31 protein-coding genes are annotated in these 25,920 nt (G+C 70.5%); 11 read left to right on the forward strand and 20 right to left on the reverse strand.

The genetic code is table 11. The features are described from left to right. Positions 1 to 41: 41 nt before the first annotated feature. From QFZ71_RS07970 to QFZ71_RS07985, 4 genes are all read right to left on the reverse strand, one after another. Complete coding sequence (locus tag QFZ71_RS07970) at positions 42 to 2,375, reverse strand: hypothetical protein (protein WP_307667554.1); 2,334 nt, start codon at positions 2,373 to 2,375, stop codon at positions 42 to 44. Positions 2,376 to 2,876: 501 nt separating this feature from the next. Then, a complete protein-coding gene (locus QFZ71_RS07975; RefSeq protein WP_307667555.1) occupies positions 2,877 to 3,134 on the reverse strand; it encodes a hypothetical protein in 258 nt (85 codons plus the stop codon). Positions 3,135 to 3,348: 214 nt separating this feature from the next. Then, positions 3,349 to 4,320: a glutaminase gene (locus QFZ71_RS07980; protein ID WP_307667556.1), complete on the reverse strand. Its 972-nt coding sequence runs from the start codon at positions 4,318 to 4,320 to the stop codon at positions 3,349 to 3,351. 128 nt (positions 4,321 to 4,448) lie between these two features. Continuing rightward, positions 4,449 to 4,709: a hypothetical protein gene (locus QFZ71_RS07985; RefSeq protein WP_307667557.1), complete on the reverse strand. Its 261-nt coding sequence runs from the start codon at positions 4,707 to 4,709 to the stop codon at positions 4,449 to 4,451. Between the two features lie 78 nt (positions 4,710 to 4,787). Between QFZ71_RS07985 and QFZ71_RS07990 the strand changes: the two genes are divergently transcribed. After that, positions 4,788 to 5,384, forward strand: coding sequence for a hypothetical protein (locus tag QFZ71_RS07990; RefSeq protein ID WP_307667558.1), 597 nt, complete (start codon positions 4,788 to 4,790; stop codon positions 5,382 to 5,384). Between the two features lie 171 nt (positions 5,385 to 5,555). Here QFZ71_RS07990 and QFZ71_RS07995 read toward each other — a convergent pair whose 3' ends face one another. Then, positions 5,556 to 6,323 (reverse strand): alpha/beta fold hydrolase, encoded by a 768-nt coding sequence (locus QFZ71_RS07995; protein ID WP_307671373.1) that lies wholly within the window; start codon positions 6,321 to 6,323, stop codon positions 5,556 to 5,558. A 399-nt stretch (positions 6,324 to 6,722) separates the two neighbouring features. Between QFZ71_RS07995 and QFZ71_RS08000 the strand changes: the two genes are divergently transcribed. Then, a complete protein-coding gene (locus QFZ71_RS08000) occupies positions 6,723 to 7,244 on the forward strand; it encodes a GNAT family N-acetyltransferase (protein WP_307667559.1) in 522 nt (173 codons plus the stop codon). 204 nt (positions 7,245 to 7,448) lie between these two features. On the opposite strand, the gene QFZ71_RS08005 is transcribed toward QFZ71_RS08000, so the two are convergent. The 6 genes from QFZ71_RS08005 to QFZ71_RS08030 all read right to left on the reverse strand — a co-directional run bounded on the left by QFZ71_RS08005 (position 7,449) and on the right by QFZ71_RS08030 (position 10,546). Beyond that, positions 7,449 to 8,138, reverse strand: coding sequence for a bifunctional 2-polyprenyl-6-hydroxyphenol methylase/3-demethylubiquinol 3-O-methyltransferase UbiG (locus tag QFZ71_RS08005; RefSeq protein WP_307667560.1), 690 nt, complete (start codon positions 8,136 to 8,138; stop codon positions 7,449 to 7,451). 100 nt (positions 8,139 to 8,238) lie between these two features. Next, positions 8,239 to 8,448 carry a DUF397 domain-containing protein gene (locus QFZ71_RS08010; protein ID WP_307667561.1) on the reverse strand — a complete coding sequence of 70 codons (210 nt, stop codon included), beginning with the start codon at positions 8,446 to 8,448 and terminating at the stop codon, positions 8,239 to 8,241. 75 nt (positions 8,449 to 8,523) lie between these two features. Further along, positions 8,524 to 9,138 carry a GntR family transcriptional regulator gene (locus QFZ71_RS08015; protein WP_307667562.1) on the reverse strand — a complete coding sequence of 205 codons (615 nt, stop codon included), beginning with the start codon at positions 9,136 to 9,138 and terminating at the stop codon, positions 8,524 to 8,526. A gap of 27 nt (positions 9,139 to 9,165) precedes the next feature. Continuing rightward, positions 9,166 to 9,375: a DUF397 domain-containing protein gene (locus QFZ71_RS08020; protein WP_307667563.1), complete on the reverse strand. Its 210-nt coding sequence runs from the start codon at positions 9,373 to 9,375 to the stop codon at positions 9,166 to 9,168. Between the two features lie 125 nt (positions 9,376 to 9,500). Further along, positions 9,501 to 9,710, reverse strand: a complete 210-nt coding sequence (locus QFZ71_RS08025; RefSeq protein ID WP_307667564.1) for a DUF397 domain-containing protein — start codon at positions 9,708 to 9,710, stop codon at positions 9,501 to 9,503. Further along, entirely contained in the window at positions 9,707 to 10,546 is an 840-nt protein-coding gene (locus QFZ71_RS08030) for a helix-turn-helix transcriptional regulator (protein WP_307671374.1), read from the reverse strand. Before QFZ71_RS08030 ends, QFZ71_RS08025 begins: the two co-directional genes overlap by 4 nt. A 93-nt stretch (positions 10,547 to 10,639) precedes the next feature. Here QFZ71_RS08030 and QFZ71_RS08035 point away from each other — a divergent pair, with 93 nt between their 5' ends. From QFZ71_RS08035 to QFZ71_RS08045, 3 genes are read left to right on the forward strand one after another with little or no spacing between them, the layout of a single operon-like run. Beyond that, positions 10,640 to 10,936 carry a hypothetical protein gene (locus QFZ71_RS08035; protein ID WP_307667565.1) on the forward strand — a complete coding sequence of 99 codons (297 nt, stop codon included), beginning with the start codon at positions 10,640 to 10,642 and terminating at the stop codon, positions 10,934 to 10,936. A gap of 59 nt (positions 10,937 to 10,995) precedes the next feature. After that, entirely contained in the window at positions 10,996 to 11,406 is a 411-nt protein-coding gene (locus tag QFZ71_RS08040) for a hypothetical protein (protein ID WP_307667566.1), read from the forward strand. Continuing rightward, positions 11,403 to 11,771, forward strand: a complete 369-nt coding sequence (locus QFZ71_RS08045) for a hypothetical protein (RefSeq protein ID WP_307667567.1) — start codon at positions 11,403 to 11,405, stop codon at positions 11,769 to 11,771. Before QFZ71_RS08040 ends, QFZ71_RS08045 begins: the two co-directional genes overlap by 4 nt. Before the next feature lie 28 nt (positions 11,772 to 11,799). Here QFZ71_RS08045 and QFZ71_RS08050 read toward each other — a convergent pair whose 3' ends face one another. From QFZ71_RS08050 to QFZ71_RS08065, 4 genes are all read right to left on the reverse strand, one after another. Further along, positions 11,800 to 12,546, reverse strand: a complete 747-nt coding sequence (locus QFZ71_RS08050) for a phosphotransferase family protein (protein WP_307667568.1) — start codon at positions 12,544 to 12,546, stop codon at positions 11,800 to 11,802. Between the two features lie 90 nt (positions 12,547 to 12,636). Further along, on the reverse strand, positions 12,637 to 13,110 hold the full coding sequence (locus tag QFZ71_RS08055; RefSeq protein ID WP_307667569.1) for a hypothetical protein: 474 nt from the start codon (positions 13,108 to 13,110) through the stop codon (positions 12,637 to 12,639). Between the two features lie 206 nt (positions 13,111 to 13,316). Further along, entirely contained in the window at positions 13,317 to 13,535 is a 219-nt protein-coding gene (locus QFZ71_RS08060) for a DUF6243 family protein (RefSeq protein ID WP_307667570.1), read from the reverse strand. 337 nt (positions 13,536 to 13,872) lie between these two features. Continuing rightward, a complete protein-coding gene (locus QFZ71_RS08065) occupies positions 13,873 to 15,255 on the reverse strand; it encodes a glycine--tRNA ligase (protein WP_307667571.1) in 1,383 nt (460 codons plus the stop codon). Between the two features lie 176 nt (positions 15,256 to 15,431). Between QFZ71_RS08065 and QFZ71_RS08070 the strand changes: the two genes are divergently transcribed. The 4 genes from QFZ71_RS08070 to QFZ71_RS08085 all read left to right on the forward strand — a co-directional run bounded on the left by QFZ71_RS08070 (position 15,432) and on the right by QFZ71_RS08085 (position 18,794). After that, on the forward strand, positions 15,432 to 16,460 hold the full coding sequence (locus QFZ71_RS08070; RefSeq protein WP_307667572.1) for a metal ABC transporter substrate-binding protein: 1,029 nt from the start codon (positions 15,432 to 15,434) through the stop codon (positions 16,458 to 16,460). Positions 16,461 to 16,498: 38 nt separating this feature from the next. Then, positions 16,499 to 17,305, forward strand: coding sequence for a metal ABC transporter ATP-binding protein (locus QFZ71_RS08075; RefSeq protein WP_307671375.1), 807 nt, complete (start codon positions 16,499 to 16,501; stop codon positions 17,303 to 17,305). Continuing rightward, positions 17,305 to 18,204: a metal ABC transporter permease gene (locus QFZ71_RS08080; RefSeq protein WP_307667573.1), complete on the forward strand. Its 900-nt coding sequence runs from the start codon at positions 17,305 to 17,307 to the stop codon at positions 18,202 to 18,204. The genes QFZ71_RS08075 and QFZ71_RS08080 overlap by 1 nt, the downstream gene beginning before the upstream one ends. Before the next feature lie 155 nt (positions 18,205 to 18,359). Continuing rightward, entirely contained in the window at positions 18,360 to 18,794 is a 435-nt protein-coding gene (locus QFZ71_RS08085; RefSeq protein WP_307667574.1) for a Fur family transcriptional regulator, read from the forward strand. A 67-nt stretch (positions 18,795 to 18,861) separates the two neighbouring features. Here QFZ71_RS08085 and QFZ71_RS08090 read toward each other — a convergent pair whose 3' ends face one another. The 4 genes from QFZ71_RS08090 to leuA form a co-directional block, all read right to left on the reverse strand. Beyond that, positions 18,862 to 19,677, reverse strand: a complete 816-nt coding sequence (locus QFZ71_RS08090; RefSeq protein WP_307667575.1) for an isoprenyl transferase — start codon at positions 19,675 to 19,677, stop codon at positions 18,862 to 18,864. Positions 19,678 to 19,698: 21 nt separating this feature from the next. Further along, the gene (recO, locus tag QFZ71_RS08095) at positions 19,699 to 20,445 is read right to left on the reverse strand and encodes a DNA repair protein RecO (protein ID WP_307667576.1); all 747 of its coding nucleotides are present in this window, start codon (positions 20,443 to 20,445) and stop codon (positions 19,699 to 19,701) included. Between the two features lie 57 nt (positions 20,446 to 20,502). Beyond that, positions 20,503 to 21,207, reverse strand: a complete 705-nt coding sequence (locus QFZ71_RS08100; RefSeq protein ID WP_307667577.1) for a TerB family tellurite resistance protein — start codon at positions 21,205 to 21,207, stop codon at positions 20,503 to 20,505. Positions 21,208 to 21,372: 165 nt separating this feature from the next. Beyond that, positions 21,373 to 23,151 carry a 2-isopropylmalate synthase gene (gene leuA, locus QFZ71_RS08105; protein WP_307667578.1) on the reverse strand — a complete coding sequence of 593 codons (1,779 nt, stop codon included), beginning with the start codon at positions 23,149 to 23,151 and terminating at the stop codon, positions 21,373 to 21,375. A gap of 293 nt (positions 23,152 to 23,444) precedes the next feature. Between leuA and QFZ71_RS08110 the strand changes: the two genes are divergently transcribed. Beyond that, complete coding sequence (locus tag QFZ71_RS08110; protein WP_307667579.1) at positions 23,445 to 24,521, forward strand: M4 family metallopeptidase; 1,077 nt, start codon at positions 23,445 to 23,447, stop codon at positions 24,519 to 24,521. A 105-nt stretch (positions 24,522 to 24,626) separates the two neighbouring features. Beyond that, positions 24,627 to 24,893, forward strand: a complete 267-nt coding sequence (locus tag QFZ71_RS08115) for a protealysin inhibitor emfourin (RefSeq protein WP_307667580.1) — start codon at positions 24,627 to 24,629, stop codon at positions 24,891 to 24,893. A gap of 24 nt (positions 24,894 to 24,917) precedes the next feature. Here the strand turns inward: QFZ71_RS08115 and era are convergent, their stop codons facing one another. Beyond that, positions 24,918 to 25,892 carry a GTPase Era gene (gene era, locus QFZ71_RS08120; RefSeq protein WP_373465090.1) on the reverse strand — a complete coding sequence of 325 codons (975 nt, stop codon included), beginning with the start codon at positions 25,890 to 25,892 and terminating at the stop codon, positions 24,918 to 24,920. Between the last annotated feature and the right edge of the window lie 28 nt (positions 25,893 to 25,920).

Consider the following 25,920-nt stretch of genomic DNA (forward strand, 5'->3'; position numbering starts at 1 on the left):
CACCGGATCAGCACATCCGGCACATCGGGCACATCGGCGGATCAGTCACAGTGATCGCCGTGGGGCGGGGTGTCGGACGTACGGGGGACGACGTAGGTCTCCGCACCGCTCGTGCCGTTCTTGGCGTACGAGACGTTGTGGCCCGGCACGGTCCACTTGTGGCCGTCCAGCGTGATCTTCCAGTAGCCGATCGTCTCGCGGAGGACCGGGGCGAACTCCACCCAGCCGAACTGCCTCGGCGGTACGTGCACCTGCACCTGCTCGGTCTTGGTGCTCTCCTGGAGCCAGCTGAAGTTCAGGCTGAACTCGCTCGACAGGAACTCGATCGAGACCCCCACGGTCCGGCCGAAGGAGAACTGCGTGCCGGTGGTGTGCGCCCAGCTGATGGAGTACTCCGCGTCCCGGTCGGAGCTCTGGTTGTACAGCACCTGCCCGCTCACGCACCCCTCGGCGGCCCGGTACGCCTTCGGCGTCTCCAGGGCGACGAACTCGCACGTGTTGGTCTCGGGCTTCTCGGCGCACCGCCGGGCGGCCTGCTGGAGGACGATGTCCAGCACCCCGGGCGCGGTCGCCGTCGTCGCTCCCGGAACCATGGACTTGTTGCCGAACCGCCAGGTGGTGTGGTCGTTGTCCGCTTCGGTGTCGCAGTCGATCAGCTCCACCTTCTTCGCGGTGTGCGGCCAGTCGTCCCCCGCCAGCGCGGTCAGGCAGCTCTCGGGGTCGGCGCGGTGACGCAGGCGGAACGTGGACGCGGTGTCCTTCCCCGCGTCGGCCCCCTCGGGCAGGACCGGCTCGACGTACCACATCTGCTCCTTCCGCTCCGGATCGCAGGGGGCGAGCACGAGGTGGTAGGGGAGGACGATGTCGTCGTCCTCGTCGAGGCACGTGCCCTTGGCGCGGTTCACGATGGCGATCGCGCCGCTCGGGTCGCCCGTCTTCTTCAGCGTCCACTTCTGCCACGGCCGGCCGGTCTGCGGCTCACGCGTGACGTTGCCCTCGGGGTCGAGCGAGTTCTCCAGGCCGAGGACCAGCTTCAGACCGGCGCTCTCGATGCTCAGGCACTCCAGGGAGCCGGGGCCGTCGCACGGACCCGAGCCGACGGGAGAGAGGTCGGCCCAGTCGAGCCAGACGTCCTCGCGGCTTCCGTCGCCCGTGCCGGCGGACAACCGGGAGCGCTGGTAGAGCGTGCTCGTGCCCGTGCCGATGGCGAACACGTCGAACGCGGTGGTCGTGCCCTGCGGAGCGGAGCGCACCGCGAAGGAGTCCGCCTGCCGGTCGCCGAGGGGCTTCCAACCGGCCGCCCAGATCCCGTTCGGGGCGTCCTGCGTGGAGGAGGCGGTCTGCGTCCGGTAGGCGACGTACCCGTCCGCGTTGACGCCGTGGACGGCGAGGCGGCTGTCGCTGTGGGCGATGACGACGGGGCGGCCGGGGACCGCGGGGCCGATCCGCTGCGCCTTGCCGGTGGCCCAGGTCCCGGTCGGGTTCTTCGCCGTACCGGGCTCGGACTGGGTGACGGTCCACAGCCCGTTCCCGCCGCGGTTGCCGAAGACCTGGAGGAACGTGCCCTTCTTGCGGTTGTTGAGGGCGACGGTGACGTTGCCGGTATGGCCGGTCCCGATCTCCTTCCAGGCGGCCCAGTTGGCTGCGGGCAGCGAGGTGTCGGGCGTGCTCGGGCGCTTCTGCGCCGTCACGCGCAGGCGTCCGTCGGCCTTGCGCGCGAAGACGCTGATGCGTCCGTTTCCGGAGACCGCGGCGGTGGGGTTGCCCGCCCAGGTGCCCGGCAGCGCCTCCCACGCGCTCCAGGTCGAACCGTTGGGCGCCTTCTGGACGCGGTGCCAGATCCGGTTGTCGGCGCCCCGGACGAAGAGTTCGAGCCGCCCGTCGGTGTTGCCCCGGACGACGCCCTCCTTGTTCGGGGCGGGGTTCCTGTACGTGTTGTCGTTGGCGACGACGGCGGGAACCCCGGCGGCGGTCGTACCGGGAGGGGTCCCCAGGTCGCTCCACTCGCTCCAGGAGCCGTCGGCCTGCTGCCTCTGGGACCACAGGCGGCCGCTGTCACGCCGTACGAACACCTCGGTCCGCTTGTTGAGGTTGCGGGCGGTCACCGGATCGCCGGCGGCCTTGCCGCCCGTGTCGGTCCAGGCGCCCCACGTGTTCTTCTCCGGGTCGTGGGCGCGCCGGTGGACGGTGCCGTCCTCGCCGCGCACCAGAACCAGGGCCCCGCCGTTCGTCCCGGTGGCCACGACCGGGCTCCCGGTGGAAGCGGCGGCGGGAGCAGGAGCGGTGGCAGCGGGAGTGATGGCGGCGGGAGCGGCGCCGGCCGGGGCCTGACCGAGCGGGGCCAGCAGGCCGACCGTCAGAGCCGTGACGGCCACCGTCGCTCTTCGGGCCCGCGTGCCCCTGAAACCGGTTCGACAGAGCTTTTCAGGCAGCAAAATGCCTCCATGGAGGATTCTTCGAAGAATCCACGCAGATCTGCATGGCAGGGCGACTTTAAGAGCATTTCAGCGGGCGCGAGGGCGTTTTCCGCTTACGGGAAGGGGGTCGAATGGCCGAGCGATTCGGCGGGCGTTCCCGGTGGCGGGTCAGCGGGCTGAACACGTCCCCTTCCCCGGAGCAACGGCGCCCCCCTGCGGGGCCGCGCGACCACGAAGGAGCACCCCGTGGCCGTTCAGCGCATGGACAACGTCGCCATCGTCGTCATCGTCGCCCTGGCCGAACGGATCGGGCAGGTCCGGAAGGCGCGCGGAGTGGAGTGAGCGTGCGCACACGCCTGAGCCTCACCCACTCCGGATGGGGTGGGTGAGGCTCAGGCCGGAGGTCGTACGGGGTCGTGCCATGGGTCGTGCGGGGTCGTACGGTGGCGGACCCGCAGGTCACGTGTTGACGAGGTAGCCGAGCAGCATGCCGCCGACCAGACCGGTGGCGCTGACCACGATGGCGATGGTGGCGAGGCGCTCATGGCGGACGGTCTTGGCGATGATGGCCATGACCAGGCCGCCGAGGGCGAAGACGATCGGCAGGAAGAGGAACCCGATCACGCCCAGGACCATGGCGATGATGCTGAAGACGTTGCCTGCGGCCCCACTCTTCGGCGCGTGGTGATGCTGCTGGCCGGTGTACTGCGTAGCCATCTTCTCGCTCCTTCGGGACGGTCGCTCCGGATCCGGTCTCGAAGCGGACCGGCCTGACCACCGAGTGCCCCGAACTCCCTTACGTACACGGCCATTTGCCGTCCGAGCACACGGGTGGTGACGGGAGGGGCGTCACGGGTGATGACGGGAGGGGCGTCACGGGTGGTGACGGGAGGGGGCGCACGGTACCGGCCCCGGAGGGAGGGCGGGCGGATCAGAACACGGACAGCCCGGTGAGCGTGGTGAACCGGTCGAGGGCCGCCACGCCCGCCACCGAATTGCCGCGCCGGTCGAGACCCGGACTCCAGACGCACAGGGTGCACTCGCCCGGCACGATGGCGATGATGCCCCCGCCGACGCCGCTCTTGCCCGGCAGGCCCACCCGGTAGGCGAACTCCCCGGCCGCGTCGTACGTCCCGCAGGTGAGCATGACCGCGTTGACCTGCTTCGCCTGGCTGCGGCTCAGCAGGACGGACCCGTCGGCCCGCACTCCGCGCCGGGCGAGGAAGCCCGCGGCGAGGGCGAGGTCCGCGCAGGACGCCTCGATCGAGCACTGGCTGAAGTAGGCGGTGAGCAGGTCGGGGACCGGGTGCGTGACGTTGCCGTAGGAGGCCATGAAGTGGGCCAGTGCGGCGTTGCGGTCGCCATGGGCCGCTTCGGAGGCGGCGACCTCCGGGACGAAGTCGATGGCGGGGTTGCCGCTCTCCCTGCGCAGCAGCTCCCGCACCTGGCCGGAGGCGTCCCCGGTCAGGGCCTGGAGCCGGTCGGTGACCACCAGCGCGCCGGCGTTGATGAACGGGTTGCGGGGGATGCCGTTCTCGTACTCCAGCTGCACCAGCGAGTTGAAGGGATTGCCCGAGGGCTCCCGGCCCACGCCCCGCCAGATCCGCTCGCCGTCCAGGGAGAGCGCCAGGGCCAGGGCGAACACCTTCGAGATGGACTGCGTGGAGAACGGCTGCCGCCAGTCCCCCACCCCGTACACGGTCCCGTCCGGCTCCGCGACGGCCATGCCGAAGCGGCGGGGGTCGGCACCGGCCAGCATCGGGATGTAGTCGGCGGGGGCGCCGTGGTCGTCGCGGTCGGCCATCTCCTCGGCTATGCGGCGGATGACGGCGCTGAAGCGGTGCTCGTCGGCGCGCGGCGGGGCGGCGCCGCAGGTCTCGGGGGCGGCGGAGAGGTGGGACACGGCGGTTCCTGACGGGGAGAGGAGCGGGGCCCGGCGGGGCGGGAGGCCGCCCACAGTCTGACCCGCCCGCCGGGAGCGGCCAAAACGCTCCTCGCGCCGCCCCCCGTCACCGCCCTGGAACCGGGTCCTCAGACCTGCGGGGGGTGGCCGCCGTCGCCCTCGACGACGAGCCGGTCCGTGCCGGGCTCCTCCGCTCCTTCCACCACCGTCACGTCGACGGTGCCGTCGCCGGTGGTGTCGAACTGGTAGAGGTCCGCTCTGCCGTCGCCGGTCGTGTCCGTCATCCACACGTCCGGCTTGCCGTCACCGTTGGTGTCGGCGCTGAGGAGGAGGTGGTGCTCGTCTCCCCGGGTGGGAGCCGCTTCGTCCGTGCGCGCGTTGGTGTCCATGGCGGCCGGTTGCCCCCGGGAAGCGGTTCAAAACCGTGCGGCCGCCGGGGCCGCGCAGCGCGCCCCTACCATGGCGGGATGACCACGGACGCAGGGGCCCGACTGGGCGAGGAGGCCGCGCGCAGGCTGGCACGGCTGAGGAGGGTCGAGATCCTGCCCGGCCTGACGGACATCGAATGCGCGCGCGTCGAGGAGGAGTTCGGGTTCACGTTCGCCGACGACCACCGGGCGTTCCTGGCAGCCGGGCTGCCCGTAGGACGCCCCTCCCCGGCCAGCCGGCGGCCAGGGTGGCCGGACTGGCGCGACGGTGACCGCGACGGTCTGCGCGCGAGCCTGGCGTCGCCGGTGGAGGGCGTGCTGTTCGACGTGGAGCACAACGCCTTCTGGTCACCGGCGTGGGGCCCCCGGCCGGACGTCCTCGCCGAAGCCCTGGCGACGGCCCGTGCGGAGCTGGCCGGCGTCCCGCGGCTGGTCCCCGTCCACTCGCACCGCTACCTCCCGGCCGGCCGCGGCACGTACGGGCACCCGGTGCTGTCGATCCACCAGACGGACATCATCTTCTACGGTGCGGACCTGGCGGACTACATCGACCAGGAGGCCCACGGCTCCCCGCGATGGGACGACGCTTCACCGCTGCGGGCGACGGTACCGTTCTGGCGCGATCTCGTGGGGTGAGCGGGTCGGGCTCGGGAGATGGCCGGGGCCGGTCGCGGGAGGCGGGGCCATCCGGAAGACCCCGCCCACCGCCGCCTCCGGCGCCTCGGCCCCGTCCGCGCGGGACTCGACCGCGCGGGACTCGACCGCGCGGGACTCGACCGCGTGGGACTCCGGGCCGGGCCTCGCGGCTCAGTCCGTCAGCGCCGCCGCCGTGGTCCGCACGAAGGCTTGCGGGTTGTCCAGCATGATGTTGTGGCCGCAGTCCGGGACCGGGACGACGGACACCCCGGCCCGAGTGAGCGCGTCGGTGCCCGGAAGCGGCCCGTCGGCCTCGGGCAGCAGGTAGGCGCGGGGAATCCGCAGGTCCACCAGTTGCTCACGCAGTGCCGGAACGGTGTCCCGTACGAGATGGGTGGCGGTGCGGTGCAGCGCCTCCCGGCCGGTGAGCCGCATGGTGGACCACCAGCTGGGGCCCGCCTGGTCGCGGACCTCTTCCCAGCCGCCGTCGAGGAAGTCCTCCTCGCTGTACGCGGCGATGCCGCTGCTGCCGTTCGCCCCGCGCAGGGGCGCGATCGGGTCGAGGTTGGCGTCGACCAGGACCAGCCGGGAGACCAGGTGCGGATGCCGGGTGGCGAGCACGATGGCCACCGAGCCGCCCATGCTGTGCGCGATCACCTCGGCGCCGCCGACACCGGCGTACTCCAAGGCGCGGGCGAGGGCGTCGGCGTGCGACTCCAGGGTGTAGTCGACATCCGTCGGCCGATCGCTGAGGCCGTGCCCGAGCAGGTCGATCAGCAGCGAACGGCGGCCTGCCAGCAACGGGTGCACCGCGACCTCGGTGAAGTAGGCGGGCGACGTCGCCCCCAGACCGTGCACGTAGACACGGGCCGGGTCCTCGCCCGGCAGCTCCACCCAGCGGATTTGGTCCCCGCCGGCTGTCACCGTGGCCGTACGCACAAGCTGCTCCCCCTGGTCGGTGCCGATCATCCGCATCGATGATCCGAGAGCGTAGCCCCCCTCCCGAACCGGACGCCGCGCGGGTGCTCAACGCGCGCCCGGGCGACGGCTCGTGATGGAGCGCGGCCGTCGATCCCGTACGGGAGGCCGTGCGAGCCGCACGCGCCGACAGCGGCCCGGACGGCCGGTAGGTGACGAATCGGGGACCACCGTGTCCGTATCGCTCGACCTGCGCTACCTGCACTACGGGTGGAGAGCCGACGTCCGACGCCACCTGGCCGAAGTACGCGCCGCGCCGGGCGAATAGGGCCGGCCGGGCGCATGGCCCGGATGCGGGGTGCCGCCAGGTCGGACAATCCACGTGCTGAACGGCCGTCCCGCGTGATACACCTCCCTGCCATGAGCGATCTTGTGACGGCGCGGCTCGTGCTTCATCCGATGACCTTCAGCGAGGCCGAGCAGGTGGTGGCGGGCGAGTCGGACGGCGGTGCCCGATGGGCGCCCGGATACCCCGGCGTCGGGGATGTGGCCGCCGCCAAGCGCTTCCTGGACACCTGCGCGAACACCGGTGACCCCCAGCCGTTCGGCAACTACGAGATCCGTCGCCGTGAGGACGGTCGGACGATCGGCGGCCTGGGATTCCACGGACCTGCGGACATGAACGGCACTGTCACGGTCGGCTACGGCCTCGTCCCGTCTGCGCGAGGCAAGGGGTACGCGTCCGAAGCCCTCCGCGAACTGCTGCTGATCGCACGGAAACACGGCGCCACCCGTGTGAAGGGCGACGCCGACCACGACAACATCGCGTCCCAGCACGTGATGTTGGCAGCCGGCATGAGACCTGCCGGGCAGAACGAACGCGTCAGATACTTCGAAACCGCCTGGACCGAGACGGCTGCGCCTGCCGACCCACGTTCCTGACCGTCCGGCGGATCAGGTGATGACGGGAATCCAGGAGGCCTGTTCCACCGTGCGCTCCGCGGCATTCGTCGGGAGGAGCCGGCCCCAGGCCTACGAGCAGTAGCGACGCGTATGGATCACCACCACCCGTTGATGGCCGGCCCGGTCCGAGGCGGGGTACGTGTGCCGTCTCCAGCACCGCTTCCGATCCCGAACGTTGGACATTCATCGCTCAAGATCTACTTTCGACGCGCGGACCGGAAGCCGGTGCCATACCAGTGTGTAGCGCCAGAACAGACGGCGGCGCAATCGTGCACCGGGTAGCGCCTGGTGGGCGTCGAGAACGATGTCCGCGAAGGTCATGGCCGCCGGTCGGGTCGGAGCGGACATCGAGGCCGGTCGCGGGACCTTGCGTCCTCTGCTCTTGATCCAGGCCATGACGACGTTCGCCGGAACGGCCACGGCGTCGATCAGGTGGTCGCTCGGGGACTGCGGGCGGTAGGCACCGACGATGACGAGGGTTCCGCCGGGCGACAGGTGCCGCCGGAAGCAGGAGAGGGCGTCGCGGAACGGCATGTGGTGGATGGTGGCGACACAGGTGATGGCGTCATAGGGTCCGGGCGGCACTTCCTGCAGGGCGTCTCCGACCGTGAAGGTCACCGGGGCGGCGGCGTCCGTGAGTTCCCGCGCACGGTCGACGATCGTGGGATCGACGTCGATACCGCGCACGGTTCCGGCCCGTGAGGCCAGGAGCCGGGCGAGGTCGCCGCTGCCCGATCCGACGTCCAGAGCCCTGCTGAAACGGCTGGGGAGACGGCGCAGAATCCACCGGTGGTAGTGGGCGTTGTGATCCCAGGGGCGGGTGGCATGGAACCGCTCCAGTGCGTGCAGGACGCGGGGCAGCAAGGTCGTCATGGGGTGAGTCCATCAGCCTTCGGCAGCCTGCGGAACCACAGCCGGGACAGATGCGAGCGGGCCGGGGTGTGCGGCTGGAACGACCGACACAGTGGCTTCCTCAGACGGTGTCGAACGTTCCGCCCTGAACACCCGCGACGAACGCCAAGAACGCGGTGACGGGAACGGCAACCACGGGCCCGTCCGCAACCTTCGAGTCACGGACCGGAACGATGCCACGAGCGGCTGCAAGGTTGGCTGCGACCTCAATGCAGTCACCGCCGTTCGAGCTGTACGAGGACGTGAACCAACGAGGAGATTCGGTCGCCATGGGCTGCCCTTTCGCCGCAGTTGATCCCACCATGCAGGATGCGGCCGGACGGGCACCAGAGGGCTTTGGGTCGGATCACGCGTCGAAGTCGTACTCCAGGACGTACGCGGCGGCATCGAGCACCATCTCGTTGACTTCCACAACACGCCCCTCCTCCGCGAAGGCGGTCCGGCAGATAAGCATGACGGGCGTCCCAGTAGGAAGCCTGAGCTTTGCGGTTTCCTCGGGCAGTGGCATGCGTGAACGGATCTCTTCCCGGAAGTGGACCGGTCCGTGGCCCAGTTCGGCCAGCCGAGCGTAGATTCCGCCAGGCCCCGTGGCCGGCTCGGTGATCGCGGAGCCGTCGACCAGAGACGCCGGAAGGTATGACGTCGCGAGCAGCACCGGCTTGCCGTCCAGGACGAAGCGCCGACTCCTGATCCAGACAAGCTCGTTGTCCGGCCCGAGCACGCGTGCCGCATTCTCTGAGGCAACGCCCTCGCGCACCTCCAGGTGATCCACCACCAGCTCTCTGCCTGCGAGATCCGCTTCCCACACGGAGCGACCGGTTCTCCAGTGCTCGTGTGCCAGACGCTGAATCCCTCGACGCACGAGCGGTCGAGGCTCGGGCTCGCGCCCGCTGGTATCAGTGGCCGTCATCAAGAGTGCCCTTTCTCTCCGAGCAGCAGGATGCCCCACCCTGCGCGGCACGGTGGGGCGATCCCGCTACTCGGTTCCTCAGACGGTGTCGAACGTTCCGCCCTGCACACCCGCGACAAACGCCACGAACGCGGTGACGGGAACGGCAACCACAGGCCCGCCCAAGACCTTCGAGTCACGGACCGGAACAACGCCGCGCGAGGCAGCGAAATTGGCCGCCACCTCGACGCAGGCACCGCCGTTCGAGCTGTACGAGGACGTGAACCATTGAGGGGATTCGGTCGTCACGGAGTGCCCTTTCGCCGCAGTTGACCCCACCATGCAGGATGCAGCCGGACGGACACCAGAGGGCACCGAATACGTGAACGCCCCACCATGCGCGGCACGGTGGGGCGATCCCGCTGCTCGGTTCCTCAGACGGTGTCGAACGTTCCGCCCTGCACACCCATGACAAACGCCGCGAACGCGGTCACGGGAACGGTGACCACAGCGCCGTCCACGACCTTCGAGTCACGGACCGGAACGATGCCACGCGAGGCGGCGAAGTTGGCCGCCACCTCGACGCAGTTGCCACCGTTCGCGCTGTACGAGGACTTGAACCAACGAGGGGATTCGGTCTTCACTGAGTGCCCTTTCGCAACCGGCTGATCTTGGCCACAGAGGCCGCCTTCGACAGCGCCTCGCTCTGGAACTGATGGTAGGCCGTGAGCATGGGCACCACGAACGAGGTTTCGCGCTCGACGCTCCCCTGCGTCTGCGATTCGGCGTACGCAACGATGGACCGGTCTGCCATGGTCAGCAGATTGACCGGCAGGTAGAACGCCCTACGCGCCCCCAGACTGAACGGTGCTACCTGGATGATCCAGTTGGGCCGCGCGGACATCTCGATCAGCCGTTGGAGCTGCGCGTCCATGACATCCGGTCCGCCGACCGCCTGATGCAGACAGCTCTCATCCATGACGACGAATACCATGGGTGGCCGTGGCCGAATGAGCGCAGCCTGCCGCTCCGCCAGGAACGCGACACGTTCATTGGCCTGTTCCGCAGTGATGGAGCCGCGCTTCACATCTCCGAATGCCACAGCCCGCGCATACTCCGGCGTCTGCAACAGTCCAGGGATCAAACCGACGTCAAACAGCCTGATCTCCACCGCCCGGCCCTCGTACCCCACGTACTCCGGGAAGCCTTCCAGCAGGTTGCCGTGCTTCATCTCCTGCCACTGACGCTCGAACGAGTGCTCCGAGCCGATGAGATCAAATAGCCGGTCGGCCTTCCTCGCGAAGGGCAGAGTCGCCGATTTGCGGCCAGTTTCGATCGCCGAGATGTGCCTGCCCGAGCAGCCGAGCAGGTCGGCCAGCTGATCCTGGATCCAGCCACGCTCCAGACGCATCCTGCGCAAACGGGCGCCGAAGGCCGCCTGCAGGCTCGCTTCGGGGTTGAGTTGCTTGATGTTTGCCAACGTGCCCTCCCAGATCCCCACGTTGAAGACGTCCCGACCCTAGGTCACTCTGAATCGCCCCGGTAGCCAAACGGCTACGGAGAGGAGCGATCGATGGACGGCGAGAACGTACGCCCGATTACCCCCACACCCTCCGACACCCCCGCCCCGGCCCTGGCCCCGGCCCCGGACCCGGTCCCCGCCCTCGGAACCCTCGTGGTCGACACCAGCCGCGCCGACCGCGTGGGGGAGTTCCGTGGCGTCGCCGGCCCCTACTGGTCGTTGCGGCCCGTCGGTGGCGGTGTCGAGTGGGAGGTCGCGCCCCGCCATGTGCGGCCCGCCGTCCTGATGGAGCAGCTCCGCGCCCGTACCGCCCGGCTCAACGCCCGTAGCCGGGGCGAAGTCCTGTGACACCCCACCGCCCGGTTGCGGGGCCGGGCATCCCGCCACTCGACCAGGAGTTGAACGACGTGCTCCAGTGCACCGCCGTGACAGCCCTCCCGCCCGAGGACCTGCTGCGCCTCCTAGCCTCCGACACGGACGGCCCCGCCGAACCGGAGCCGTACGTGCTGTGCGAGCTCGGCGCGCACGACGACCAGGGCACCGAACACGCCGCCTACCTCGTGCCGGGGCGTACGCCCGACTCGCCCGCCCTGTGGTTCTTCTGGACCGGCAGCGAGCCGGAGCGCGCCCACCGGACCGCGTACGTCCCCTGGTGCCCCGTCATCCTCCGCCAGATCGAGACGGGCATCGTGCGGCGGTGCACCTACTTCGACCGGCACCCCGCGTCCCACTCCTGGGACGTGGCCGATCCGCTCGGGGACCTGGTCGCGGAACGGCTCGCCTTCGGTGACGCCCCGAAGGGTGACCCGTACCCGTGAACCAGTGCACCGCCGTCGCGTCACTGCCGCCCCCGAAGTACGCGGTCGCCCTCGCGGACCCCGGGCAGAGCCCCGAGACCGGACACGTCCTCTGCGAACTCGGGGAGGGCCACGAGGAGGCCCACGCCGCGATGCTGTGGGACAAGGGCGGGCGGCCCGGAAGCGCCGTCTGGGCCCGGTGGGGCGCGGGGCCCGCCCGGCTGACACCGCTCCCCTGGTGCGCCGTCCTCGACCCCCGTGACGCGGACGCGGCCTGCGGCCTGTTCGCCGGGCACCCGGCTCCGCACGACTGGGAGATCGCGGACCCCACCGACGAGGCGATCACACGGGAGTTGGCTCGACAGCACCCGCACCTGTTCCGCTGACGGGCCCTCACCAGGAGCCGGTGAAGGCTCACATGCGGGATCTCAGTACGTCCACCTCGCAGCCGGGCGCGAACGGGTCGAAGCCGTGCTCGGCCAGCCAGCGCACCGCCAGCAGGCTCCGCGCCGACCACCATGCGTGGATCACGTCGAGGTCGACGTCGCCGCCGTAACCGGTGAGGACGTCGTCGAGGTGCTCCTCGTGGCCCAGCGTGAAGGTGGCCAGGTCGTACAGGGCGTCCCCCCGGCCCGCCTCGGACCAGTCGATGATGCCGGTGACCTCGTCACCGTCGAGGAAGACGTGGGCGATCTGGAGGTCGCCGTGTGTGAACGCCGGGGTCCAGGGTCGCAGCGCGGCCTCGGCGACCCGGCGGTTGCGGGCCACCAGGTCGGCGGGCAGGACACCGTTCGCCACGAGAAGGGCGCACTCGGCGTCGAGTTCCGCACCCAGCGCGGCGGCGCTCCGGCCGGCCCGGCCGGTCCGGGGCGGTGGCGGTGCGTCGTGCAGCTTCCGGATGGCGGCTCCCGCCGCCGCCCACCCCGCCGCCGACCCGGTGGCCCGACCGCCGAGACGTCCGAGCGTCGCCCCCGGAAGGGCGGCGAGGGCGAGCACGGGCGGCTTGCGCCACCTGATCTCCGGCGTCGGGACCGGGGCGAGGGCCATCGCCTCGACCTCGGCGTCGACCCGCGCCTGATCGGCGTCCACCTTCAGGAACACGTCACCGACGCGCAGAGTCGCACGCTCGGCATGGGCGACGACGACTTCGACCTTGTCCATGGCGGCCAGTTTCCCGGACGGGAGGGACGACGAGCCATTCCCTCCGGTCGCCCGGCTCGGTGGCCGGGGCCGTCGTACGGAGGAGCGGCGTCACAGAGGGTCGAGGCCGTCATACGGGTGCTGGGCGTCCCGCCGCCGCCGCACCAGAACCCTGTCCACCGCGTCGGACACCCGGCTCACCCGCTTCGCGCGTTCTTCCGCCCTCCGGGCCCCCTCCCGCCGTACCACGACCAGGTCCCGGCGGGCGCGACGCACTGCCGCCGCCCGCCACTCGGTCAACGGCCACCACAGGAGCGCGGTCGGGTGCGCGGTGGCCCCCGGTTCGGTGCCCAGGCTCACCCACACGTCCCGTGGGTACCCCTTGACCTGCCCTGCTTCCTGGAGGTCCCGCAGCAGGCCGGCCACCGCCTCCACCTCGACGCACTCCTCCGGAGGGTCGAAGTCGGTCAGGCGCGCCCGCGCGCGGACCCGTCGCGCGTCCACGGCTTCGGCGATCACCTCCGGGGACGACGGGCGTTCCGCCGACGCCACCTCTGCCAGGACTTCCCGCCTGTTCGTGTCCAACGTCCGGCCTCCCGGTTCCGTGCGATCCGGCCCGACCGCACGACCTCTCATCCGGTTCCGAGGGGAAGGTGTACGGATTCCTTCCCCTGGAAGGGCAGGGGCACGGGCGTGACCCTTGCCCCCGGGTACGGCTGCGGGCCCGGATCACCAGCAGTCGATCCGGGCCCACGGTCGTACGGAACGTACGAGGTCCTACCGCTCAGGCGTCAGCTCTGCGCGGGGGACGCGTCCTGGTCGGCCGGCTCGGCGACCGGGGCCGTCTGGGCCTCGGCGCGCTCGCGCATCTTGCGGACCAGCTCCTGCTTCTTGTCCTCGGCGACCTTGCGGTCGGCGTCGCGCACGGAGCCCGCGCCCTGCTGTTCGGCGCGGGACAGCTTCTTGCGCTGACCGCCGACGCCGAGAAGGTTGTTGCGGCTCTTGGCCATGGTGTTCTCCCGTGGGGAAGGTGAAGTGAGTCAGGACAGGTGGACGGGGCCGGTCACCCCGGTCCCCGGCTGCGGCGGGGTGTGCGCACCCGCCGCGCTCTCACTCGTAGATCTGGAAGAACGAAGACATGCGGGAACCGTACCCTGCGCCCCGAGCGCGCCGCACCGGATTTCCGGTCACGGACCCGGCGCGCGAACACGCCCCTGGTTCCCGGTCACGGGCCCCGTTCCCCCGTCACGGGCTCCGTTCCGCCGTCACGGGCTTCCGGCGTACGGCGAGGCCCCCGGTTCCCTACCCGGAACCGGGGGCCTCGCCATGAATCCGTACGGACGGACGTCAGCAGCCGAGCAGACGCGCGCCCAGGTACGCCTGGATCTGGTCCAGCGAGACACGCTCCTGCTTCATGGTGTCGCGCTCGCGCACGGTCACCGCGTTGTCGTCGAGGGTGTCGAAGTCGACGGTGACGCAGAACGGGGTGCCGATCTCGTCCTGACGGCGGTAGCGGCGGCCGATGGCGCCGGCGTCGTCGAACTCGATGTTCCAGTTCTTGCGCAGGTCGGCGGCGAGGCCCTTGGCCTTCGGCGAGAGCTGCTGGTTGCGCGAGAGCGGCAGGACCGCGACCTTGACCGGGGCCAGGCGGTGGTCGAGGCGCATCACGGTGCGCTTCTCCATGACGCCCTTGGCGTTGGGGGCCTCGTCCTCGACGTAGGCGTCGAGCAGGAACGCCAGCATCGCGCGGCCGACACCGGCCGCGGGCTCGATGACGTACGGCGTCCAGCGCTCGTTGGCCTCCTGGTCGTAGTACACGAGGTCGGTGCCCGACGCCTCGGAGTGCGCCTTGAGGTCGTAGTCGGTGCGGTTGGCCACGCCCTCCAGCTCGCCCCACTCGTTGCCGCCGAAGCGGAAGCGGTACTCGATGTCGGCGGTGCGCTTGGAGTAGTGGGAGAGCTTCTCCTTCGGGTGCTCGAACCAGCGCATGTTCTCCTCGCGCATGCCGAGGTCCGTGTACCAGTTCCAGCGCTGGTCCATCCAGTACTGCTGCCACTCCTCGTCCTCGCCCGGCTTGACGAAGAACTCCATCTCCATCTGCTCGAACTCACGGGTCCGGAAGATGAAGTTGCCCGGAGTGATCTCGTTCCGGAAGGACTTGCCCATCTGGGCGATGCCGAACGGGGGCTTCTTGCGCGAGGTCTGCTGCACCTGGCCGAAGTTGGTGAAGATGCCCTGGGCGGTCTCGGGGCGCAGGTAGGCGACCGAGCCGGAGTCCTGGGTGGGGCCGAGGTGGGTGGAGAGCAGACCCGAGAACTGCTTGGGCTCGGTGAAGGTGCCCTTGTTGCCGCAGTTGGGGCAGTTCAGGTCGGCGAGACCGTTGACCGGCGGCTTGCCGTGCTTCTCCTCGTACGCCTCCTCCAGGTGGTCGGCGCGGTAGCGCTTGTGACAGGAGGTGCACTCGGTCAGCGGGTCCGAGAAGGTGGCGACGTGGCCGGAGGCGACCCAGACCTCGGGGGCGAGGATGACCGACGAGTCGATGCCGACCACGTCCTCGCGCGCGGTGACCATGTAGCGCCACCACTGACGCTTCAGGTTCTCCTTCATCTCGACGCCCAGCGGCCCGTAGTCCCAGGCGGCCTTCTGGCCTCCGTAGATCTCGCTGCAGGGGTAGACGAAGCCACGGCGCTTGCTCAGGCTGACGATGGTGTCGATCTTGTCGGCGGCCACGGTGCTCTCTTCATACGACGATGACGAACGGCGAATGACTCAGGTTACCGGCGCGTGCACCCCCCGGATCAAATCGATAGAGGGGTTGAGGGGCTCGGCGCCACCACCTCGTGATCTTCCGGGCATCTCATCAGCCTTGTTGACAATCGTTTCCAGTTTTGTTGAAAATGACTGTCATGAACGTACGTCGCCTCATACCCACCACCGCCGTCGCCGGAGCAGCCGTCCTCGGTCTGACCGCTCTCTCCGCCTGCTCCACCTCCGACGCGGCGGACGGGGGCAACGGTGACAAGCTCAAGGTCACCGCGTCGTTCTACCCGATGCAGTTCCTGGCCGAGAGGATCGGCGGCGAGCACGTCGCGGTCACCGGCCTCACCAAGCCGGGCGTCGAGCCGCACGACCTGGAGCTCACCCCGCGCCAGACCGGCTCCATCAGCGAGTCCGACTACGTCCTGTACCTCAAGGGCATCCAGCCCGTCGTGGACGACGCGATCAAGCAGTCCGGTGTGAAGAACACCGTCGACGCCGCGACCCTCACCACACTGGAGAACCACGGCTCCGAGGTCAGCGGCCACGACCACGGCCACGAGGGCGAGGAGGAGCACGCCGACGAGCACGGCCACGAGGAGGAGGCCCACGAGGAGCACTCCGAGGGCGACGGCCACAACCACGGCGAGGAGGGCGGCGCCGACCCGCACATCTGGCTCGACCCGGTGAAGTACGCCGAGGTCGCCGAGGGCGTCGGGAAGTCCCTGGAGAAGGCCGACCCCGACCACGCCGCCGACTACAGGAAGAACACCGAGGCCCTGGTCGCCGAGCTGGGCGAGCTGAACACGGCGTACGAGACCGGGCTGAAGGACACCGCCACGAAGACCTTCATCACCACCCACTCCGCCTTCGGCTACCTCGCCGAGCGCTACGGGCTCACCCAGCAGGGCATCGCGGGCATCGACCCCGAGGCCGAGCCGAGCCCGGCGCGCATCCAGGAGATCCACTCCATCGCGGAGAAGGAGAAGGCCACCACGGTCTTCTTCGAGACGCTCGCCAGCGACCGGACCGCGAAGACCCTCGCGAAGGACACCGGCCTGAGGACCGACGTCCTGGACCCGCTGGAGGGAATCACGGACAGGTCCAAGGGCGCTGACTACACCGAGGTCATGGAGTCCAACCTCGCCGCGCTGAAGAAGGCCCTCGGCGCGAAGTGACCCGCACCGCCCGCACCACCACCGGATCGGAGGCGCTCATGCCGGAGCGTGAGAGCACCCCCCGCGAGAGGACCCACGAGGCCCTCCAGGAGCCCGTCATAGCCCTGCGCGGCGCTACGGCCACCCTCGGCGCGCGCCCCGTGCTGCGCGGCGTGGACCTGACCGTGCACCGAGGCGAGGTCGTCGCCCTGCTGGGCGCCAACGGTTCCGGCAAGTCCACCGCCGTACGGTCGGTCATCGGGCAGGTCCCGCTGACCGGCGGCGGGGTGGAGCTGTTCGGCACCGAGCTGCGCCGCTTCCGCCGGTGGGACCGGATCGGGTACGTCCCGCAGCGCACCACGGCGGCGGGCGGCGTGCCCGCCACGATCCGCGAGGTCGTCGCCTCCGGCCGGCTGTCCCGTACGGGGCTGCGGTGGCCGGGGAAGGCGGACCGGGCGGCCGTGGACCGTGCCATCGAGCTGGTGGGCCTGGCCGACCGTGCCAAGGACTCCGTGAACGCCCTGTCGGGCGGCCAGCACCAGCGGGTCCTGATCGCCCGCGCCCTGGCCTCCGAGCCGGAGGTGCTGATCATGGACGAGCCGATGGCGGGGGTGGACCTCGCCAGCCAGGAGATCCTCGCCTCGACCCTGCGGCAGCAGGTGGCCGAGGGCGCGTCCGTGCTGCTGGTGCTGCACGAGCTGGGCCCGCTGGAGCCCCTGATCGACCGGGCGGTCGTCCTGCGCGACGGCTGCGTGACCCACGACGGGCCGCCGCCCGAGGCGGTCGGCCAGCACGCGCTGCCCGGCCACGACCACGTACACCCCCACGCGGCCGCCGAGCCCGTCCGGACGGGACTGCTGACCTGATGCTCCTCGAATTCCTCAACCCTCCCTTCATGCAGCGGGCGCTCATCGCGGCCGTGCTGGTCGGCATCACCGCGCCCGCCATCGGCATCTACCTGGTGCAGCGGCGGCAGGCCCTGATGGGCGACGGCATCGGGCACATCGCGATGACCGGCGTCGGCCTCGGCTTCCTGCTCTCCACCAGCCCCGTCTGGATGGCGACCGCCGTCGCGGTGGCCGGTGCCGTCGTGATGGAGCTGATCCGCTGGTACGGGCACACGCGCGGCGATCTCGCCCTGGCGATGCTGTTCTACGGCGGCATGGCGGGCGGCGTCATGCTGATCAACCTGTCCGACACGGGCTCCAACGCCAATCTGACCTCGTACCTCTTCGGCTCGCTCGCCACCGTCTCCGAGTCGGACGTCGTGGCGATCTGCGTCCTGGCGGCCTTCGTGGTGCTGGTGACGGTGGGGCTGCGGCGGCAGCTGTTCGCGGTCAGCCAGGACGAGGAGTTCGCGCGGGTCTCCGGGCTGCCGGTGCGGCTGCTGAACCTGCTGATCGCGGTGGTCGCCGCCGTGACCGTGACCGTCGCGATGCGCGTGGTCGGCCTGCTGCTGGTCAGCGCGCTGATGGTGGTGCCGGTGGCGGCCGCCCAGCAGATCACCAAGTCCTTCAGGGTCACCTTCGTGCTGGCCGTGGTGATCGGCACGGCCGTCACCCTCACCGGCACCGTCACCTCGTACTACCAGGACGTTCCGCCGGGCGCGACGATCGTGCTGCTGGCCATCGCTGTGTTCGTCGCGCTGACCGTGCTCGCCGCCCCGCTCGCACGACGCCGGGCGCGGGCGAGCGAGGCCAGGGGCGCCGCGTGCACCCTGGACGTACCGGCGGCCCGCCGGGACCGGGACGACGTACGGGTGTGATGCCCGTGACGGGTGCGCGGGCCACACGGGTGGCGCCCGTGACGGGTGCGGGAGCCGCGGGTGTGACGGAGTCGCCCCGTACGTGTTCGCCGGGAGCGACCGGCCGGGCTGGCACAATGGCCCGACACATGTACGGGCGACACGAGGAGGCACCTGTGGCCACGGCGCCGATCAGTGGCACGAACGCAGCGCCGGTACGCGGCCGGTCCACCCGGCAGCGGGCGGCGGTGGCGGCGGCGCTCGACGAGGTCGACGAGTTCCGCAGCGCCCAGGAACTGCACGACGTCCTCAAGCACCGCGGTGACTCCGTGGGCCTGACCACGGTCTACCGGACCCTGCAGTCCCTCGCCGACGCCGGTGAGGTCGACGTCCTGCGCACCACCGAGGGCGAGGCCGTCTACCGGCGGTGCTCGACCGGCGACCATCACCACCACCTGGTCTGCCGGCTCTGCGGCAAGGCGGTGGAGGTCGAAGGTCCGGCCGTCGAGCAGTGGGCCGAGTCGATCGCCGCCCAGCACGGCTATGTGAACGTCGCGCACACCGTCGAGATCTTCGGCACCTGCGCGGAGTGCGCCGCGAGCAAGGCGTAGCCGGCACGGACAGGAAAGGGGTGGGCCCGGAACGCAGCCGCGTTCCGGGCCCACCCCTTCTCCCTGCTCACGTGGCGGCTTCCGCCTCCTGCGCCCCGCCGAAGCGGCGGTCGCGCTGGGCGTACTCCAGGCAGGCACGCCACAGGTCCCGGCGGTCGAAATCCGGCCAGAGAACGTCCTGGAAGACCATCTCCGCGTACGCGCTCTGCCAGATCAGGTAGTTCGAGGTCCGCTGCTCGCCGCTGGGGCGCACGAAGAGGTCCACGTCCGGCATGTCCGGGTAGTAGATGTACTTCTGGAAGGTCTTCTCGTTGACCTTCGAGGGGTCCAGCTTCCCGGCCGCCACGTCCTGCGCGATGCGCTGCGCGGCGTCCGCGATCTCGGCGCGGCCGCCGTAGTTGACGCAGAAGTACAGCGTCATCGCGTCGTTGTCCTTGGTCTGCTCCTGGGCGACCTGGAGCTCCTGGACGACGGACTTCCACAGCTTGGGCATGCGGCCCACCCAGCGGATGCGGATGCCCAGTTCGTCCATCTCGTCGCGGCGGCGGCGGATCACGTCGCGGTTGAAGTTCATCAGGAACTTCACCTCGTCCGGCGAGCGCTTCCAGTTCTCGGTGGAGAAGGCGTACAGGGAGAGGTTCTTCACGCCCATCTCGATGCAGCCCTTGAGCACGTCCATGACGACGCCCTCGCCGACCTTGTGGCCCTCGGTGCGGGGCAGCCCCCGCTCCTTGGCCCAGCGGCCGTTGCCGTCCATCACGACGGCGACGTGCCGGGGCACCAGCTCGCCGGGGATCTTCGGGGGCGTCGCGCCCGAGGGGTGCGGCTCGGGGGTCTTGTACGTGCGCCGGTTACGGCCGCCGAGGATCCCGCGTACTGCCATGAGCTTCTCAGTCTCCCTGTGTCACTTCTCTACGTACCGCAGCGAGCGCAGGCCGCGCTCCAGATGCCAGTGCAGATAGGCGGACACCAGCCCGCTCCCCTCCCTGACATGACGCGCCTCGCACGCGTCCGCCGTCGCCCAGTCGCCGCTGAGCAGCGCGCTCAGCAGTTCCAGGGCCTGTGCCGAGGGTACGACGCTGCCGGGGGCCCGGCAGTCACCGCAGATGACGCCCCCCGCCCCGACGGAGAAGAACCGGTTCGGGCCGGGCATTCCGCACTTGGCGCAGTCCTCGAAGCTGGGCGCGTACCCGTTCACCGCGAGCGAGCGCAGCAGGAACGCGTCCAGGATCAGATGGGGGGCGTGCTCGCCGCGGGCGAGGGTCCGCAGGCCGCCGACGAGCAGCAGGTACTGCTGGACGGCCGGTTCGCCCTCGTGGTCGGTGAACCGCTCGGCGGTCTCCAGCATCGCGGTGCCGGCGGTGTAACGGGCGTAGTCGGTGACGATCCCGCCGCCGTACGGGGCGATCGTCTCGCTCTGGGTGCACAGCGGCAGCCCCCGGCCGACCAGCTCGCTGCCGCGGGCGAAGAACTGCACGTCCACGTGGGAGAAGGGCTCCAGGCGGGCGCCGAACTTGGACTTGGTGCGGCGCACCCCGCGGGCGACGGCGCGGATCCGGCCGTGGCCGCGGGTCAGGATCGTGATGATCCGGTCGGCCTCGCCCAGTTTCTGCGTACGCAGCACGATGCCGTCGTCCCGGAACAAGCTCATACGACCATTGTCGCCCACCGGTGGCCGGGGGCGGGCGGCCCCGTACGGTGCGAGAGGTTACGAGGGCGTCCGGGCGGCTGCCGCCAGCAGGCCGGCGACGTCCTCCGCGGGGAGCTGGAGGGCGGTGCCGACCGTCGTGAGGACCTGGCGTTCGGCGGCGCGGTAGGGACCGTCCGCCAGCGCGATCCGGGCGCCCTGGAGGAGGACGGACTCGCGGCCGGAAGTGGCCAGGTGCGGGGCGAGCGGGGCCAGCACCTCGTGCAGCTCGATGGCGAGGGTCGGGCCGCACGCCTCGGCGGCCGGATCGTTGCCGGAGCCGTGCCCGGTGTCGGCGGCCAGCACCTCGGCGACCGTGTACAGCTGCTCCTGGGTGCAGTCGTCGAGCCCGGCGTCGCGCACGGTGGCGACGGCGGCCTCCAGGACCGTGCGGGAGGTGGTGCCGCCGGCGGCGAGGACGGCCAGGGTGACGGTGTGGACGGCCTCGCGCAGCATCGACGAGAACCGGGCCGTGGTGGGGTGCTCCAGCGCCCCGGGGACGTAGCGGGCCAGGCAGGCGGCGCACTCGACGACGGGCTCGGCCTCGCCGCGGCGGACCAGCGGGACGCCGAGGACGGTGAGGCGGCGGCGGCCGGTGAGCCGGCGGTAGTTGCGGTCCCCTCCGCAGCCGGAGCAGAAGAAGACGCCGTCGCCGACGGCGTCCCAGACGGTGCGAACTCCGCAGAGGACCGGCCTCAGAGCACGTTGTCCTTTGGCTGACCGCACGTCGCACACCTCCGTAACGCTCCGGCAACATTGCCGTGTGTTGGACGTGATGTTAGCCACATGCGCGATGCGGCGTCAGCCTGTCGGACGTCACAACCCCCGGATATGGCCGAACCCCGACCACCCGGTGCGGGCGATCGGGGTCCGGAGGGTGCCGTTCGGGCGTCAGCGGGCCGCGCGGTTGACGGCGGAGACGACCGCCTTCAGCGAGGCGCGGGTGGTGTTGGCGTCGATGCCGATGCCCCACAGGACCTTGCCGTCGATGGCGCACTCGATGTACGAGGCGGCCTGGGCACTGGCGCCCTCGCTCATCGTGTGCTCGGTGTAGTCCAGCAGCCGGGCGTCGATGCCGATGGCCTGCAGCGCCTCGAAGAACGCGGAGATCGGGCCGTTGCCGGTGCCGGTCAGGACGGTGTCCACCCCGTCCACGACCGCCTCGACGGTCAGGGTGTCGGTGCCGTCGGTGTCGGAGGTGGTCTGGCCGGAGCGCAGCTGGACGCGCCCCCAGGCGTTCTCGGCGTTCGGCAGGTACTCGTCCTGGAAGGTGGACCAGATCTGCGTCGGGGTGACCTCGCCGCCCTCGGCGTCGGTCTTGGCCTGAATGATCCGGGAGAACTCGATCTGCATCCGGCGCGGCAGGTCCAGCTTGTGGTCGTTCTTCAGGACGTACGCGATCCCGCCCTTGCCGGACTGCGAGTTGACCCGGATGACGGCCTCGTAGGAGCGGCCGACGTCCTTCGGGTCGATCGGCAGGTACGGCACGGCCCACTCGATCTCGTCGACCGTCTTCCCCCGGGCGGCGGCGTCGCGCTCCATGGCGTCGAAGCCCTTCTTGATGGCGTCCTGGTGGGAGCCGGAGAAGGCGGTGTAGACGAGGTCGCCCGCGTAGGGGTGGCGCGGGTGGATCTCCATCTGGTTGCAGTACTCGCTGGTGCGGCGGATCTCGTCGATCTGCGAGAAGTCGATCTGCGGATCGACGCCCTGGGAGAACAGGTTCATGCCCAGGGTGACCAGGTCGACGTTGCCGGTGCGCTCGCCCTGGCCGAACAGGCAGCCCTCGATGCGGTCGGCGCCCGCCATGATGGCCAGTTCGGCGGCGGCGACGGCGGTGCCCCGGTCGTTGTGCGGGTGGACCGACAGGCAGATGTGCTCGCGGCGGGTCAGGTTGCGGGACATCCACTCGAAGCGGTCCGCGTGCGTGGAGGGCGTCGAACGCTCCACGGTGGCGGGCAGGTTGAGGATGATCTCGCGGCCCTCCTCCGGCTGCCACACGTCGCAGACGGCCTCGCAGACCTCCAGGGCGAAGTCCAGCTCGGTGTCGGTGAAGATCTCCGGGCTGTACTGGTAGCCGAAGACCGTCTCCGGGCCCAGGATCTTCTCGGCGTACTCCATGACCAGCCGGGTGCCGTCCACCGCGATCTGCTTGACCTCTTCGCGGGAGCCGCGGAAGACGACGCGGCGGAAGGTCGGGGCGGTGGCGTTGTACAGGTGGACGGTGGCGCGGCGGGCGCCGACCAGCGACTCCACGGTCCGCTCGATCAGCTCCTCGCGGGCCTGGGTCAGGACGGAGATCGTCACGTCCTCGGGGATCGCGCCCTCTTCGATGATGGAGCGGACGAAGGCGAAGTCGGTCTCGCCGGAGGACGGGAAGCCGACCTCGATCTCCTTGTAGCCCATCTTCACCAGCAGGTCGAACATCTCGCGCTTGCGGGCCGGGGACATCGGGTCGATCAGCGCCTGGTTGCCGTCGCGCAGATCGGTGGACAGCCAGCGGGGCGCCACGGTGATCCGGTTGTCCGGCCAGGTGCGGTCGGCGATGTCGACGGCCTCGTAGCCGCGGTACTTGTGGACCGGCATCCCGGACGGCTTCTGCAGCTGCGTCGCGTTGGTGATCGGGGTGGGGCGGCCCACGGCGTTGCCGGCGGGGTTCACGGGGGTGGTCATGACGTAGGGCTCCTCGGGGGTCCGACATGGGGTCGGCCGACGGTGTCGCTGCAGCACCAGACTCCGCGGGGAGGGGGTCGGCCTACGACTACAGGCCCTCGCCGCGGCAGCTAAGGAGAAGCAGCCCGAAACGCATGATGCGGCGAGCGTAACCGAGTGTGGCCCGTGGTGTCGGTCCGTATCAGTATGCGGGATCGGGCCTCGATGACGGGAAAACGGTGACTCATCACTCCATTTCGTCAATCACCGTCGCAACCAGTGACAGGACGGTGACGGAGTGCCACAGTCGTTGTATGCACCTTCGAACCGACGGCGAGCTCAACCCCGTCTTCTGCACCATCGTTCCGCCTCACCTCCTCGACCACCTCTCCCGGTCGGCCGAACCCCGGCTCGCCGATCCGGCCCGCCGCACGCTGGCGGCCGACGCCCTGCGCCGCGACCACCGCCGGATCACGGCGCTGGCCGCGACACCGGTCCGGCACACCGCGGGCGCGGTCCCCTCCAAACCGCACCGCACCCTGTACGACTGCGAGAACGGCTCCACGCTGCCGGGCACCCAGGTCCGCGACGAGGGCGACAAGCCCACCTCCGACGCCAGCGTCAACCGCGCCTACGCCGGACTCGGGGCCACCTTCGACCTGCTGCTCTCGGCGTACGGGCGCAGTTCGATCGACGGCCGGGGCCTGCCGCTGATCGGCTCCGTGCACTACGGCCAGGAGTACAACAACGCCTTCTTCGACGGCGAGCAGATGGTCTTCGGCGACGGTGACGGCGAGATCTTCCTGGACTTCACCGTCGCGGTCGACGTGATCGCCCACGAACTGGCCCACGGCCTCACGCAGTACACCGCCAACCTCCGGTACGAGGGCCAGTCCGGCGCGCTCAACGAGTCCGTGTCCGACGTCTTCGGCTCGCTGGTGAAGCAGCACTCGCTGGGCCAGAGCGCCGAACAGGCGGACTGGCTGATCGGCTCCGGACTGCTCGCCCCCGGCGTCAGCGGGAAGGCGCTGCGCTCGATGAAGGCGCCGGGCACGGCGTACGACGACGACGTCCTCGGCAAGGACCCGCAGCCCGGCTCCATGGCGGACTACATCGAGACGACGGAGGACAACGGCGGGGTCCACCTCAACTCCGGCATCCCGAACCGGGCGTTCTACCTCACCGCCACCGCGCTGGGCGGCAACTCCTGGGAGCGCGCCGGGCAGATCTGGTTCGACGTGCTGACCGGCGGCGAGCTGACGGCCGACGCGGACTTCGCGCAGTTCGCCCGGCTGACGGTCGCGGCGGCGGGCGACCGCTTCGGCGAGGCGGACGAACGGGAGGCGGTCCTCAAGGCATGGTCCGAGGTGGGCGTCCCCACCCGCGCCTGACCCCGCCCGTCACCTCGGGGCGCAGCCCGCGTCCGGCGGCGGGCCGGACCAGCCCGCCGGCCGGGCGGGTTGAGCCTCCGCCCGGCCCCCGATAGACAGGACCCCATGCGTATTCAGGTCAGCCGGACCGGCGGCTTCGCCGGCATCGCCCGGCGCGGCGAACTCGACACCGAAGGCCGCGAGGACGCCTCCGCATGGCGGTCGCTCGCCGAACAGGCACTCTCCTCGGCCCGGAACACCCCGCCCACCGGGGCACCGGACGGCTTCCGGTACGAGATCACGGTCGACGGGACCACCGTGTACTGCGCTGACCCCGATCTGACCGGGGCGCAGCGCACGCTGATCTCACGCGTCCTCGAGGAGGGCGCGTGAGATCGGCTTCCAAGCGGCCGGCGACTAGAAGCCGAGCTTGCGCAGCTGCTTCGGGTCGCGCTGCCAGTCCTTGGCGACCTTCACGTGCAGATCCAGGTAGACCGGGGTGCCGAGCAGCGCCTCGATGTGCTTGCGGGACTTGGTGCCGACGTCCTTGAGCCGCTTGCCCTTCGGGCCGATGATGATGCCCTTCTGGCTGGGGCGCTCGATGTAGACGTTGGCGTGGATGTCCAGCAGCGGCTTGTCCGCCGGGCGGTCCTCGCGGGGCAGCATCTCCTCGACGACGACCGCGATGGAGTGCGGCAGCTCGTCGCGCACGCCCTCCAGCGCCGCCTCGCGGATCAGCTCCGCCACCATGACCATCTCCGGCTCGTCGGTGAGGTCCCCCTCCGGGTAGAGCGGCGGGCTCTCGGGGAGCAGCGGGGCGATGAGGTCGGCGAGCAGGCCGACCTGCCGGTCCCCGACCGCCGAGACGGGGACGATCTCGGCCCACTCGAAGCCCAGCTCCTGTGCGAGCGCGGAGACGGCGATGAGCTGTTCGGCGAGCGTCTTGGAGTCGACCAGGTCGGTCTTGGTGATGATGGCGATCTTGGGGGTCTTCCTGATCCCCGCCAGCTCCTTGACGATGTACTTGTCGCCGGGGCCGAGCTTCTGGTCGGCGGGCAGGCAGAAGCCGATGACGTCGACCTCGGCCCAGGTGGTGCGCACCACGTCGTTGAGCCGCTCGCCGAGCAGCGTGCGCGGCTTGTGGAGGCCGGGGGTGTCGACCAGGATCAGCTGTGCGTCGTCACGGTGCACGATGCCGCGCACCGTGTGCCGGGTGGTCTGGGGGCGATTGGACGTGATCGCCACCTTCTGACCGACCAGAGCGTTCGTGAGGGTGGACTTGCCGGCGTTGGGGCGGCCCACGAAGCAGGCGAAGCCGGCCCGGTGGGGGGAGGTGGTCTCCGCCTGCGGGGCAGCGGATTCTTGGTTCGGTCGAGCGCTCATGGCGCCCATTCTCCCCGATCCCGGCGACGCACTCGCA

This window comes from Streptomyces sp. V2I9 (genome assembly GCF_030817475.1).
GTDB lineage: Bacteria > Actinomycetota > Actinomycetes > Streptomycetales > Streptomycetaceae > Streptomyces.

Coding starts and splice junctions, on each gene's coding strand:
- QFZ71_RS07975 (WP_307667555.1), bottom strand. CDS start 3,134: ATGGCTACGCAGTACACCGGCCAGCAGCATCACCACGCGCCGAAGAGT.
- QFZ71_RS07985 (WP_307667557.1), bottom strand. CDS start 4,709: ATGGACACCAACGCGCGCACGGACGAAGCGGCTCCCACCCGGGGAGAC.
- QFZ71_RS07990 (WP_307667558.1), top strand. CDS start 4,788: ATGACCACGGACGCAGGGGCCCGACTGGGCGAGGAGGCCGCGCGCAGG.
- QFZ71_RS08000 (WP_307667559.1), top strand. CDS start 6,723: ATGAGCGATCTTGTGACGGCGCGGCTCGTGCTTCATCCGATGACCTTC.
- QFZ71_RS08005 (WP_307667560.1), bottom strand. CDS start 8,138: ATGACGACCTTGCTGCCCCGCGTCCTGCACGCACTGGAGCGGTTCCAT.
- QFZ71_RS08010 (WP_307667561.1), bottom strand. CDS start 8,448: ATGGCGACCGAATCTCCTCGTTGGTTCACGTCCTCGTACAGCTCGAAC.
- QFZ71_RS08035 (WP_307667565.1), top strand. CDS start 10,640: ATGGACGGCGAGAACGTACGCCCGATTACCCCCACACCCTCCGACACC.
- QFZ71_RS08050 (WP_307667568.1), bottom strand. CDS start 12,546: ATGGACAAGGTCGAAGTCGTCGTCGCCCATGCCGAGCGTGCGACTCTG.
- QFZ71_RS08060 (WP_307667570.1), bottom strand. CDS start 13,535: ATGGCCAAGAGCCGCAACAACCTTCTCGGCGTCGGCGGTCAGCGCAAG.
- QFZ71_RS08070 (WP_307667572.1), top strand. CDS start 15,432: ATGAACGTACGTCGCCTCATACCCACCACCGCCGTCGCCGGAGCAGCC.
- QFZ71_RS08075 (WP_307671375.1), top strand. CDS start 16,499: ATGCCGGAGCGTGAGAGCACCCCCCGCGAGAGGACCCACGAGGCCCTC.
- QFZ71_RS08080 (WP_307667573.1), top strand. CDS start 17,305: ATGCTCCTCGAATTCCTCAACCCTCCCTTCATGCAGCGGGCGCTCATC.
- QFZ71_RS08090 (WP_307667575.1), bottom strand. CDS start 19,677: ATGGCAGTACGCGGGATCCTCGGCGGCCGTAACCGGCGCACGTACAAG.
- recO (WP_307667576.1), bottom strand. CDS start 20,445: ATGAGCTTGTTCCGGGACGACGGCATCGTGCTGCGTACGCAGAAACTG.
- leuA (WP_307667578.1), bottom strand. CDS start 23,151: ATGACCACCCCCGTGAACCCCGCCGGCAACGCCGTGGGCCGCCCCACC.
- QFZ71_RS08110 (WP_307667579.1), top strand. CDS start 23,445: ATGCACCTTCGAACCGACGGCGAGCTCAACCCCGTCTTCTGCACCATC.
- QFZ71_RS08115 (WP_307667580.1), top strand. CDS start 24,627: ATGCGTATTCAGGTCAGCCGGACCGGCGGCTTCGCCGGCATCGCCCGG.
- era (WP_373465090.1), bottom strand. CDS start 25,892: ATGGGCGCCATGAGCGCTCGACCGAACCAAGAATCCGCTGCCCCGCAG.